The organism is Turicibacter sp. HGF1 (assembly GCF_000191865.1).
GTDB classification, from domain to species: Bacteria; Bacillota_I; Bacilli_A; order MOL361; family Turicibacteraceae; genus Turicibacter; species Turicibacter sanguinis.
Window position 1 is genome coordinate 1 of sequence record NZ_AEXQ01000056.1, and the last position, 13,224, is coordinate 13,224.

General features: G+C 34.5%; 10 protein-coding genes and 1 other annotated feature. Of the genes, 1 reads left to right on the forward strand and 9 read right to left on the reverse strand.

The window, feature by feature from the left end; all coding sequences use genetic code 11:
• Window positions 1-16: 16 nt before the first annotated feature.
• The 4 genes from HMPREF9402_RS05100 to HMPREF9402_RS05115 form a co-directional block, all read right to left on the reverse strand.
• On the reverse strand, window positions 17-562 hold the full coding sequence (locus HMPREF9402_RS05100; protein WP_009606732.1) for a class I SAM-dependent methyltransferase: 546 nt from the start codon (window positions 560-562) through the stop codon (window positions 17-19).
• Window positions 563-701: 139 nt separating this feature from the next.
• Window positions 702-1,703, reverse strand: a complete 1,002-nt coding sequence (locus HMPREF9402_RS05105) for an isocitrate dehydrogenase (NAD(+)) (protein ID WP_009606730.1) — start codon at window positions 1,701-1,703, stop codon at window positions 702-704.
• Window position 1,704: 1 nt separating this feature from the next.
• A complete protein-coding gene (locus HMPREF9402_RS05110) occupies window positions 1,705-3,624 on the reverse strand; it encodes an aconitate hydratase (protein WP_006784863.1) in 1,920 nt (639 codons plus the stop codon).
• Window positions 3,615-4,997: a 2-isopropylmalate synthase gene (locus tag HMPREF9402_RS05115; protein ID WP_009606726.1), complete on the reverse strand. Its 1,383-nt coding sequence runs from the start codon at window positions 4,995-4,997 to the stop codon at window positions 3,615-3,617. The genes HMPREF9402_RS05110 and HMPREF9402_RS05115 overlap by 10 nt, the downstream gene beginning before the upstream one ends.
• A gap of 280 nt (window positions 4,998-5,277) precedes the next feature.
• Between HMPREF9402_RS05115 and HMPREF9402_RS05120 the strand changes: the two genes are divergently transcribed.
• Window positions 5,278-5,697 carry a hypothetical protein gene (locus tag HMPREF9402_RS05120; protein WP_009606733.1) on the forward strand — a complete coding sequence of 140 codons (420 nt, stop codon included), beginning with the start codon at window positions 5,278-5,280 and terminating at the stop codon, window positions 5,695-5,697.
• 210 nt (window positions 5,698-5,907) lie between these two features.
• Here the strand turns inward: HMPREF9402_RS05120 and HMPREF9402_RS05125 are convergent, their stop codons facing one another.
• The 5 genes from HMPREF9402_RS05125 to HMPREF9402_RS14505 form a co-directional block, all read right to left on the reverse strand.
• Window positions 5,908-6,486, reverse strand: coding sequence for a DJ-1/PfpI family protein (locus HMPREF9402_RS05125; RefSeq protein ID WP_006784860.1), 579 nt, complete (start codon window positions 6,484-6,486; stop codon window positions 5,908-5,910).
• A 522-nt stretch (window positions 6,487-7,008) separates the two neighbouring features.
• Window positions 7,009-8,007: a tryptophan--tRNA ligase gene (gene trpS, locus HMPREF9402_RS05130; protein ID WP_006784859.1), complete on the reverse strand. Its 999-nt coding sequence runs from the start codon at window positions 8,005-8,007 to the stop codon at window positions 7,009-7,011.
• A gap of 61 nt (window positions 8,008-8,068) precedes the next feature.
• Window positions 8,069-8,280: a binding site (T-box leader), on the reverse strand.
• A 40-nt stretch (window positions 8,281-8,320) separates the two neighbouring features.
• On the reverse strand, window positions 8,321-11,563 hold the full coding sequence (locus tag HMPREF9402_RS05135) for a DEAD/DEAH box helicase (protein WP_009606731.1): 3,243 nt from the start codon (window positions 11,561-11,563) through the stop codon (window positions 8,321-8,323).
• 103 nt (window positions 11,564-11,666) lie between these two features.
• A complete protein-coding gene (locus HMPREF9402_RS05140; RefSeq protein ID WP_009606728.1) occupies window positions 11,667-12,515 on the reverse strand; it encodes an aminoglycoside 6-adenylyltransferase in 849 nt (282 codons plus the stop codon).
• A gap of 210 nt (window positions 12,516-12,725) precedes the next feature.
• Window positions 12,726-12,875, reverse strand: a complete 150-nt coding sequence (locus HMPREF9402_RS14505) for a hypothetical protein (protein ID WP_009606727.1) — start codon at window positions 12,873-12,875, stop codon at window positions 12,726-12,728.
• Window positions 12,876-13,224: the final 349 nt, after the last annotated feature.

The window sequence follows — 13,224 nt, forward strand, 5'->3', positions numbered from 1 at the left end:
ATTATAGAACCACTTTTTATTTTTTTAAGAGTAAATGGTAACATTCAGATCCGTTATTTTGCGTGAAAGTTGTCACCTTCTTATACGAGATCACACTAAAATTTTGAATCAGCTTTTTTGAAAGGAAGGTATTTGGCAATGTCATGTAACATTCGCCTCCTACTTTCAAAATACGATATACTTCCTTAAAGACTTGAATCATTTCATCCTGATTTAATTCATGTAAGCAATCGTATGCTAAAACACAATCAAAACTTTCATCTGATAAAGAAAGAGACGTTAATGGACCATGAACGTACTTCATTTCTAAACCTAACTCATTTACTTTTTCTAATAATTCACTCAAACTATCATTTTTAGATTGATATGCCGTCACTGTGTAGCCATCTTCTGCAAAGAATAAGGCGTGACGCCCCGTTGCACATCCTAAATCTAAAAAACGGTCTAACTTACGAAGTTCCCAACGTTTACGTAGATAATACGTTTCCTCTGCTGGATTTCTCCAAATTAAAGTTTCATCATTCTCCCATTTGACTTCCTTTATTTGATCCTCTTGTTTCATTATGTGTGCCTCCAATGCCCTATTCTAAATAATACATAAATACCCATTTATGCAATTTATTAGAAATTATAACATATTTTGTTATTTATTTCATCTATAATAACACAGAAAGGACACGAAATGTCAAAAAATACAATAATTATTTGATTATTTTTTCAATAATCTGTTCAGTAAAGGAAGAAAGTGTTGCTTCTCCACCTACGTCTTTTGTTAAATATAGACCGTCCTCATAAACTGCCATCATTGCTTTTTCAATCTGATTGGCATAAGAACTTAAATTCAAATGGCGTAACATCAAAATACTAGATTGTAAAAGAGCCGTTGGGTTTGCTATATTTTGTCCTGCAATATCTGGTGCACTTCCATGAACAGCTTCAAAAATGGCTACTTCATCTCCTAAATTAGCTCCCGGTACTAATCCAAGTCCGCCAACCAAGCCGGCACATAAATCTGATAAAATATCGCCATATAAATTTCCCATTACTAAGACATCCGATTTTTGAGGATTCATCACTAAGTTCATACACATTGCATCCACAATTTGTTCATGATAATCAATTGATGGATAGTCCGCTTTAATCTTTCGAACACAGTCTAAAAATAATCCATCACTTAATTTCATAATGTTTGCTTTATGAACAGCTGTCACCAGCTTGCGATGTTGTTTAATCGCTAAATCAAAGGCTACTTTTGCAATTCGTTCATTAGCCTTTTTCGTGACAATCTTAATGCTTTCAGCTGCCACATCGCCGATTTGATGTTCAATGCCAGCATATAAATCTTCGGTGTTTTCTCGCACAACTACTAAATCAATATTTTCATACCGTGAAGTAATGCCTTTGATGGATTTAATTGGACGAATGTTGGCATATAAATTGAACGTTTGCCGAAGTGTAACATTGACACTGCGAAATCCAAATCCAATTGGAGTTGTAATCGGACCTTTTAACGCCACCTTATTTTTTTCAATGGAATCAATGACAGCACGTGGTAATGGTGTTTTTTCAACTTCCATCACATGAGCTCCAGCTTGAACAATCTCCCATTCAATTGGCACTTTAGCAGCTTCAAAAATTTTAACAACTGCCTCACTAATTTCAGGTCCAATTCCATCACCAGGAATTAACGTGACGACTCTCATTTTACTCTCCCCTTTCTTGCTTAATCAAATTAATGGCTCCACCCGCAAGAATCATTTTACGTTCTCTCTTTGATAATAAGAGTCTTGTTTTAATATAGCGGTTTTGCGTGACATTATAAACCATCACCAATGGTTGTGCCTGTGTCACCAGATGAGTTAAATCTTTTAATTCTAAAACGTCATTTTGATTCATCTGATCATAATCTTTATCTTCAACAAACTCAAGGGGCAAAATTCCCGAATTAATAAGATTTGATCGATGAATTCGGGCAAATGATTTCGCAATAACCCCTTTGATGCCTAAATACAAGGGAACGAGCGCAGCATGCTCTCTTGATGAGCCTTGTCCATAATTAAGCCCCGCGATAATAAATCCACCTTTTTCACTCATTGCTCGGGTTGCAAAGGTTTCATCAACGGTTTGAAAGCAGTACTGACTTAAATAGGGAATGTTTGACCGATACGGTAGCAGTTTAGCATTTGAGGGCATAATATGATCGGTTGTGATATGATCCCCTACTTTAATTAAAACTTTTTTAGTTAGATAAGCAGATAAAGGTTCATTCAAAGGAAATGGTTTAATATTCGGTCCTCTTTTGATGTCTCCTTGTTTGTTAGGTGAAATAATAGATAAATCATTGATTTCAAAAGAATCAGGCTGTGAAATACCTAGTTTTTCATTCATTGGATTGATTAGGACTCCGGCAAGAGCAGAATAGGCAGCTGTTTCAGGTGAACAAAGGTAGACATTAGCAGATAAGGTGCCACAACGTCCATAAAAATTACGGTTAAACGTTCTTAAACTGATTGCATTTGTTGCCGGTGATTGTCCCATTCCAATACACGGTCCACATCCAGACTCTAATAATCTAGCCCCACTTGCAAGGATATCAGCTAGTGCTCCATTTTTAGCAAGCATCGTCAATACTTGTTTTGACCCCGGTGAAATGACTAAACTGACATCAGGATGAACCGTCTTTCCTTTTAAGATGGTCGCGACTTTCATGAGATCTTGATAGGAACCATTTGTACAACTTCCAATTGCTACTTGATCTACTTTGATAGTCCCCACTTCTTCAACCGTGCGAACAGCATCTGGAGAATGAGGACAGGCAATAAGCGGTTTGAGTTCATCTAAGTTAATCTCATACACTTCATCATAATGAGCATCCTCGTCTGGTGATAATTCATGATAATCTTCAAGGCGATTTTGCGCTTTTAAAAATTCTTTCGTTGTTGCATCACTTGGAAAAATTGAGGTTGTAGCTCCAAGTTCTGCTCCCATATTGGTAATGGTTCCACGCTCGGGAATACTTAAGTTACAAACGCCACTTCCCGTGTATTCAAGGATTTTCCCAACGCCACCTTTAACTGTCAGTCGACGTAAAACTTCTAGTATGATATCCTTAGCACTGCATCCTGGCTGTAAGGTTCCACTTAACTTAATATTAACCATCTTTGGCATTTTAAAATAATAAGGAACACCTGCCATTGCTTTTGCAACATCTAATCCTCCCGCTCCAATGGCTAACATCCCAACGGCTCCACATGTTGGTGTATGAGAATCACTTCCAATTAAAGTTTGACCTGGAACTGAAAATCGTTCAAGATGTACTTGATGACAAATTCCATTTCCGGGTTTTGAAAAGTAAATGCCATATCGATTTGTTACGGTTTGCAAATATTTGTGATCGTCTGCATTTTCAAATCCAACTTGTAATAAATTATGATCGACATAAGCGACTGAACGCTTTGTTTTGACTTCATCGATGTTCATGGCTTCTAATTGTAAATAAGTCATGGTTCCAGTTGAGTCTTGTGTTAACGTTTGATCAATCTGAATGCCGATTTCTTCTTCTTTTTTCAATTTACCTGATACTAAATGGTTATGAATGATTTTTTGGCTCATGGTTAATCCCATAAATATTCCCCCACTTCATTTTTTAAAAAATGGATGTAATCATCGAGTTCTTGATCAGATATGATTCCGATTCGCCCCTGTTCAAACTCATGATCCACATATTCTTTTAATTGCGTTACGATTTTTGAACTTTTATTAACTTGCTGTTCTTTCGTTAATTGATAATAAGTGTTAATCCAATGAGCAATGCCTGCTAATCCAGAATGAGCAGAAATGGCAACGAGTGGTGGTCGATTTAAAAACTTGTTGGTGTCAAAAATGTTATAAATCTCTTCATCTTTTAGTAAACCATCTGCATGAATACCTGCTCGTGTTACATTGAAATTTTTTCCGACAAAAGGGGTGCTTGGACTAATCTTCAGTCCAATTTCATGTTCGTAATAAGAGGCAATCTCACTGATGACGGTCGGATCCATCCCATCTAGTGTGCCACGTAAGGAAGCATATTCAAAAACCATTGCTTCAAGTGGCGTGTTACCCGTTCGTTCTCCAATTCCAAGCATTGTACAGTTAACTCCTGATGCACCGTACAGCCAGGCATTTGATGAATTATTCACCGCTTTGTAAAAATCATTATGTCCATGCCACTCAATCCATTCGCTTGGAAAATGTGCATGGTGGTTTAATCCAAAGATAATTCCTTGAACAGAACGTGGAAGTGCTGCTCCTGGATAGGTCACACCATACCCCATGGTGTCACAAGCTCTTATTTTGATTGGTGTTTGACTTTCTTCACTTAATTGTCTTAAAGCCATTGCTAAAGGAACAACAAAACCATAAAAATCAGCTCGTGTAATATCTTCGAAATGACAACGAGGTATAATTCCTACGTCTAAAGCTTGTTTAACAATTCCTAAGTAGTGATCAAAGGCCTGCTTTCGTGTCATGTTTAATTTTTTAAAAATATGATAATCAGAACAAGAGAGTAATATTCCAGTTTCTTTTAGTCCTATTTCTCTAACGAGCTTAAAGTCGTCTTTATTCGCTCGAATCCAAGACGTGACTTCTGGAAATTCATAATCGAGCTCTAAACAACGATAAACGGCTTCACGATCCTTTTTGGAATATAAAAAGAATTCACTTTGACGTACTTTTCCCTGTGGCCCACCTAGTCGATGAAGCATTTGATATAACGTTGTAATTTGATCAGCGGTATACGGTGCTCTTGATTGCTGTCCATCTCGAAATGATGTATCCGTTATAAAGATTTCATCTGGCATATGGATTGGTACGCGGGTATGATTAAACGTCACTTTAGGGATTTCTGAATAAGGATAAATATCTCGATACAAATTGGCATCTTTTATATCGTTTAAGACATAATTAAACTCAATGGCCTCCATTAAATTTGAACGCTTATTATATTCAATCAAGGCGCTCCCCCCCCCTTAACAATAATTACCAAATATAGGTGTTTAGGCCTATTTTAACACGTTTTATCGCAAAGGGAAGAGCCTCTCATCGATAAATTAAAACAGGACAAATCTAGACTTCTCTTTTTAAAATGTAAGGGAATACATCATGAATTCTGATTGGAAATAGACTTTTTTGTGCGAAAAATGTAAAAAAACTATAGTTTTTCTGTTTACAATGTAAAAATCATATGTTAAATTAGATAACGTTCGCTAAAAAGTTGAACAATGGAGGAGTTATATGAGATTACAACAAATGTTATTTGCGGCATTTGCCTCTAGCGTTTTATTGATTGGATGTTCTAAACCAGTCGATGCTTCGGCTTATGACCAAACAACAATCGTTGACCATGATCATGATATGAAATCAGATATTTCAATCCTTGTTGAAACAGAAATGATGATTTCAACTTTAAACAACGATTCAAATTTTAGCTTTCAAACTTTATATCATAAATCAAATGACGCTTCTTTACCGTTCTTAAATGAAATGAAGTCTCTTGATAATCTGTTGGAAAATCACTTAGGTTCTGATAGATTTAAAATTTGTTCATTAAATGGAAACTATTATCTTTCATGTGAAAAAGCAATTCAATTGTTTCATAAAGAAGAAGAAATCATGATTAATGGCGAATATATCAAATTAAATCGCTATCCTTAAATTCCTATGTTCCTGCCTTTTGACGGCAGTTTTTTTTATGTTCAAAATAAAAAGGTTGTGCTGTTACAACCTTTTTATGATGTATTTTTATTTGGAGAAGCTTATAAATGCAGTTATCTAAAAAAAGATATCTGGGCAAGATAAAAGCATGTAAAATCGGCTACGATGAGTCGCAGATTAAATCATCATTAAATACAGGGATGCATCAGACTAATGACCTTTGACAAGTTTTGAAAATTCATGCTTTTCTTGCTGTGACTGAAACAATTTAAACCAAGCGCATATTTCTAATGCAAAGTCCACAAATGCAATTCCTTGGGCTGTAATGACATGACGATCACGTACTAAGCGTTTTGAAACATAGTTTTCACGCGGAAAAGGATCGTCCATATTATAAAAAAGGGCTTCTTCTGCACTCCATTTACTGATTGGCGTGGTATAAGTCATGTAATCTAAAACCCCTGCTTTTGCAAGCATAACCGTTCCAGCGCTACAAATTCCAGCTAATAGCTTCCGTTCTTTATGAATACGTTGAATCAGTTCGACTAATTCTAAGCGAATATCGTTATTCCATCCCCCACATAAAATTAATCCTTCGACGTCTTCTTTTAAAACTTCTTTGACTGTATATTGTGGCTGATAATGAAGGCCTGATTGTCCCTCAACTGCATCGTCGGTATACGCAATTGTCATGATTTCTTTTCCTGCATCAGCGTGCAGAAGATGACTGATAAAGGTTACTTCATAATCTGCCATTCCTTCAAACATGAATATTAAAATCTTCCCCATTGAAATCCCCTTAACATTGTTAAATTTATCCTCTTTTTGAGGTCATTAATTTCATTGTAGAGTAAATGCCTTTTAAATGTCAACGTTTGATGGCCATCTCATCTCTTAAAAGACCTCAAGATTCGAGAATTATTCAATGTTTCGATAAAATTTGCTACTTATTTTCTTTGATTTATCAAAAAAAGTGATATCTTGAAGTTTCATCCCATTCATCAATCCAAGCCCCATCAAAAATGGTAGGCCCTAAAAGCTGTAACTAAATATGAAGTTGCCGATTGGTTGCTAGGGATTCATTTTTGAATGCCTAGCAGCCAATTTTTATTTAATTTCATGATTATATTTTTGTCATTATTTCTATTTATTGTCAATTTATCATCATATGTAACTCCATATTACTTTACAAGAGAAGTAGCTGTTAAGGTTCTTGATGTTTAATGTGAAGTCATGAAAAAAGCACCGTAAATATCCGATTTAAAATCGAACATTTACGGTGCATCTCGCCTATCATTCGTTTAGAAAAGATTATTTTTTACGACCTAATCCCATTTTATGTTCTGCTTTTTTCACTTTTTTAAACGCTAATTGGTTTGCTCTTTCGGCTCCACGATCCAATACTTCATCAATGATTGGAGAATTTAATAATTCTTTCATACGTTGTTGAATGGGTTCAAGTTCTGCAACTACGACCTCTGCTAAATCAGATTTAAATGTTCCATAACCTGCTCCATCATAGCGAGCGACTAATGAGTCAATACTTTCTCCTGTAATGGTTGAATAAATTTCTAATAAGTTTGAAATGCCTGGTTTGTTCTCGCGATCAAAGGCAATGATACCATCTGAATCTGTCATCGCTGATTTGATTTTTTTACGAATAACATTTGGTTCATCTGTCATTAAGATAAAGTTACGGGCGTTATCATCTGATTTACTCATTTTTTTGGTTGGCTCTTGTAAAGACATAATACGAGCACCTGTTTTAGCGATTAAAGGCTCAGGAATTTTAAACGTTTCTCCAAATCGATTATTAAAACGTTCTGCAAGATCTCTGGTTAATTCTAAATGTTGTTTTTGATCATCTCCAACAGGGACAAAATCTACATCATATAATAAAATATCAGCTGCCATTAAAACAGGATACATAAATAAGCCAACACCAATTCCTTGTCCTTTTGCACTTTGTTTTTGCGATTTATCTTTAAATTGTGTCATACGTTCAAGTTCACCCATTGACGTATTACAGGTTAACATCCATGCTAGTTGTGTATGGGCTGGAACTTCAGATTGCACAAAAATTGTTGCTTTTTCTGGGTCTAGGCCACACGCTAAATATAAGGCCGTTAATTCTTTAATCTTCTTACGTAATTCTAAGCGATCTTGAGGGACAGTAATCGCATGTTGATCCACGATAAAGAAAAAACACTCATGTTCATCTTGTAATTTAACAAAGTTTTTTAATGCCCCTAAATAGTTTCCGATTGTTAAAGTTCCAGATGGTTGAATTGCTGATAAAATTCTTGACATAATTTTCACTCCTTATTAATGGTAGAGAACAAAAAAAAGTCCTCTACCTATGTACACATAGATAGAGGACGATATATTACCGCGGTGCCACCTCAATAGATAAACTTAATTTATCCACTTTAGTCTTGATAACGGAAGAATCCGAGTTCCCTACTTTCACATTCAGGTTCCACTCATGAGCCCATTCATTCGCTTGATTTATCGATTTCCACCAACCATCGACTCTCTGTAAAATCAGATGACGAACTACTATTTCTCAATCAAAGGTTTATTATATATTTTTATTGTATGACTTTACCATTCATCTTGTCAATTAAAAATCATGGTGTTCTTCAAATAAAGCACTTAATTCTTCTGTTGAAAGTTTACTAATAAACGTTTCCCCTTCTTTGACAATGGCTTCGGTTAAATCACGTTTTTGTTCCTGTAACACTTGAATTCGTTCTTCAATTGTATTTTTAACCATTAATTTAAAGACTTGAACTGTTTTATCTTGTCCTAAACGGTGAGCTCGGTCAGTTGCCTGATTTTGAGCACTCATGTTCCACCATGGGTCATAGTGAATCACAACATCTGCCCCTGTTAAATTAAGTCCTGTTCCACCTGCTTTTAATGAAATTAAGAAGACTTTCGTATCGTCTTGATTAAATTGCTCCGTTAAAGCTAAACGATCACTTGTTTTGGTTGCGCCTGTTAAGGTTAAAAATTTAATTTCTTTAGCTTTAAGCTCACGCCCTAAAATCTCTAACATCGAGGTAAATTGCGAGAAAATTAAAACCTTATGACCTGATGCAATACAATCTTGAACTAACTGCATACATAAATTTAGTTTCGCACTTTCACCACGATAATTTTCAAGATAAAGTGACGGATGACAGCAAAGTTGGCGTAAGCGCATTAATAAGGCTAAAATTTTAATTCGACTACGTTCTACCCCAACTTCTTCAATTTCATGATGCATTTCTTGTTTCATTTGAGATAGCATCGCATAGTACAAGTCACGCTGCGTTTTTCCCATTTCACAATACACGTTTGTTTCGATTTTATCTGGTAATTCTTTTAAGACATCTTTTTTCAAGCGACGAAGGATAAAAGGAGCCACTTGTTGGTGAATGCGAGTTAATAAATGTAAGTGATGATGTTTTACGATTGGGGCTTCATATTTTTTCTTAAACTGTGAATAAGATCCAAAGTATCCCGGAAGAATGAAGTCAAAAATTGACCATAAGTCTGCTAATGAATTCTCGATTGGCGTACCAGTTAAGGCAAAACGGACTTCACTTCGAATTCGTTTCACTGACTTAGCATTTTGAGTCGTATGATTTTTAATAAAATGAGCCTCATCTAAAATACAGAAGCGATATTGTTGTGTTTCATACACTTCAATATCTCGGCGAATTAAGTCGTAAGAGGTAATAACAACATCATAATCTGTTGAGGTATTAATTAAATCTTGTCTGACAGTTGGTTCTCCTGTCACAATTAATACGTTTAAACTTGGCGCAAATTTCTCAATTTCGCTTTTCCAGTTATAGATTAATGAACTAGGTGCCACAATGAGTGAGGGTTTTGTACTTTCTGATTGTTCAGATAAAAGAACTGAAATAATTTGCAAGGTTTTTCCAAGTCCCATATCATCGGCTAAAATTCCGCCCATTTGATATTTAGCTAAGGTTTTAATCCATCTAAACCCTGTTTTTTGATAACGACGAAGTGTTTTTTGCAAAGGTTCAGGCACGATAAAATCGGCATCTTCGACTAATTTAAATTCACGGACCATCGATTTAAAGGAAGCATCCCTCACGGCATGCAAAGTTTCGTGATGTTGAATGAGTTGATCTAAATAAAGCGCACGATATTTTGGGATCATCACTTCTGCCTGTCCAAATTCGTTATCTTTTAAGTTTAAATCGTCGACAAAGGAAGCCAACGTTTCAACGTAATCATTTTGTAAGTTAATAAATGATCCGTCTTTTAGTCGGAAATATTTTTTATTTAAGCGATAAGCCGCTAATATTTTTTTGTATTCCGATGCGTCAAATTCTAAATCTTCAAAATGAACATTTAACCACTCACTTTGCAAACGGATTCCAACAGATAAAGATTTGGGTTCTTTAATTTTAATCCCTTTAAATGTTTCTGAAGCATAGACCTCCCCTATTTGTCTAAGTTCATTAATCCCTTCTGTTAAAAACGTATACGTGGCTTCTTCATCTTTTAATAAATAGGTTCCCCCAGGTATTTTTTCAAAATGGAACGTTTCAAGCATTGCCAACACCTTGGCTTCTTTGACAACATCACGAAGAATTTGCTTACTTTCCTCCGTATTCGGTTGGTTGGCATCGATATGAATATCGCCATAGCGATACTGAACACGTAATCCAATATTTCCTTTAAACTCTGAATCTAAATAAAAACCAAAGGTTAGAGGATAGACTTTAAATTTTTGATAGAGTTCTTCAAGTGCAGTATCACGAATGTAAGGCTTAATTTTAGGTAAAACCAGTGATAAAAATTTCCCCATCGTTTCATTGGAAATTTTAAGTCCAAATGAAGTTGCTTCTGACATTTTTTCAAGTAAAGGAATAATATTTTGAACAAACTCTTCATGACAGCGATACATTTCTCGCTCTTGGAGTAAATAGGTATAATTTTGTCCTCGAATGATTAGATATTGACCTAAATTATGTCTTAAATAATAAGTACTGTCTTCTTCTTCAATTTGGAATTCAATTTCTGGTTCTTTCGAATGAAGGGTAATCGTTTCACAATTATAATACTCAATACTACAAGCAATTGTTTTACGTAAGTTTAAGTCATAAAACGTATCCAAACTAGACGGCGTTAAAAACAATTGACGTGCTTGTCCTGGTGATAAACCAAATTGTTTCAAATAGACGCGATCTTCTACAACACGATCCCAAATAAATTTCACTAAGGGACGTGACCGTTCATCAAAATGATTCATCGTATGTTTAAACTCTAACTCTTTTCCATAAGAGATAATACATTCACATTCTAAGTCAATAACAAATCGATATAAATCTCTGATGACATACGGTCTCGTAATCCCCATACTAACTTCTAAAGAAGGTTGATTACGACTATTAATCACTAGTTTAGGATACATCGTGACTTGTTGAGGATACATTTCATAATTCAGTTCACTTGTCAAATTTGTTTCATATGTATCTAAAACTTTAGAAATGAGATCATCATCCTCGCTTAACCCTGAATGAATCACTAATCTATTTTTAATTTGATCGTCATATAAACGCAATAAAAGAGCAATTACATGCTTACATGAACCAAACTTTGTATGAAACCCTCCGCAGTCACACATATGATGGGTGACTTTCCCCTGCTCATTAATATTCAAATGGACATGAAATAAATCTGGATCTTCTATAACTTCAGCAAAAACTTGATAATCATCTACCTTATCATAAATAATGTAGTATTTAATCGTTGCTCCAAAGTTATAAAAGGATTGTGCACGTGAAAAAACGGCTGGATTTGCAGCCATGCTTTTAATCATATTTAAATTTAAGTTCACGCCTATCACTCTCCTTACGACAACTTATCTCTTAATTTTACCATAAATTAGTCTAGAGATAAATGGAAGTTCACGATTAATTTAAAAGTCAAATCCTGTTTTATTAGTATAGACAAATTAAGTTACCTTTATCCGTTTGTTGATGATTTAAAAAATGCTGTAACTGTGTCAAAAGAGTCTCTTTTAAATAGATGATCTTTGCATTATTCATTTCATAATCCATGATATCTGAATAATTATTAATTAAGTTTTCACCGACATTTAAATAAGTATTCAGACGGTTATAATCATTTTTTTCTCTCATAGAAGGTAAGTTTTTTTTTGCGTCAGTTACTAAATTTTTAATGTTATTTACTTCCTCAAATGTAAATAACTCATCACAATAGCTTAACCATTGTGTCAAGCTAATCACAATGGGTTCTAATATTTCCGACTCAATCTTTAAGATTTCAATCATATTATGATTCTTCATGAGTCGAACTGATTTTAATAAAAAGATATAAAACTTCTCAATAATCTGAATAAACTCCATTTGATCAGGTAATTCATACCATTTTCCATACTTTATTCCTTCTAATTTTATTTGCTCTTTTTTGAATTGATGATCCTTATCAATCAATAACCTCATGCGTTTTTCTTTTAAATAATTGAAACTTAAATCATCTGAGATGAACAAAAATTGGACGGACCATCCCATTTCATAAACAGCACAGTAATGTAAAATAGGGTGGTCCCCATTTAATTTATATTCACATTCCGCATGAAAGACTTTTCCAAGCTGCTTTAACCAATTCGTGTCTTTTAGAAAATTATAGATATTAGGAGTGAAGATGACAAATTTATATTCTAACCGTTCCGTCGCAATCTCATGTCTCTCATATAAAATTAGGCATCTGATCAAGTCATCCATGATACAATACGTATAAATATCCCATAAATGATGATCTAGCATTAGACTCCCCCCTTTCTATATTAAATTTTATGTTGAATTAGCAATTATCATGTCAATCAAAAATCCTTATTTTTCCCGTTTGGCTGACTTTTTTGAGTGTTTATTTGAATCAGTTCTTCTCTTTTTTTTATTATTTTATTAATTAGATAATTGTCTAATTTTCTAATTTTTAAATCTTATATCTGTTGAAAAGAAAAAAAGGCTACTGCCTTATTTACGATCGCGATAGCCTCTTAGTCTTGCAAAATACGTTTTATTTTGTTGTTCAGTTTCCCCTAACTTTAATTGGTATGTGTGATGAATCGAAGACTGGATAATTTTTTGTTGTGAAGAGGATGTGTGTACTTTCTGTTCTTTCATACTAACACCTCAGCTAATCTATAGTTCTATGATACTATATGCAAAGAACACCTATGTTGCAAGTCCTGTTCTTCATCTCTGTGTATCGAATTGACTCCGATCATCCGTTATCGAAACTCAAGCTCTAACCTTTTCGTAAAAAAATAAATTGGTTTCAAGTTTGAAAGTCTCCTACTCAGAATTCTAGCACTAAAAAAAGGAATGCCAATTCAATGAGGCATCCTCTTAGTGTCGGTTATATATAATAAAATGATAAATTCTTAGTCTTCTTGAATTTTAGAACCTTTTTCAGCAATATTCTCTGATTGATTCTCTTTTAGATTTCCTTTATTTTCAGCTTCTTTTTGAG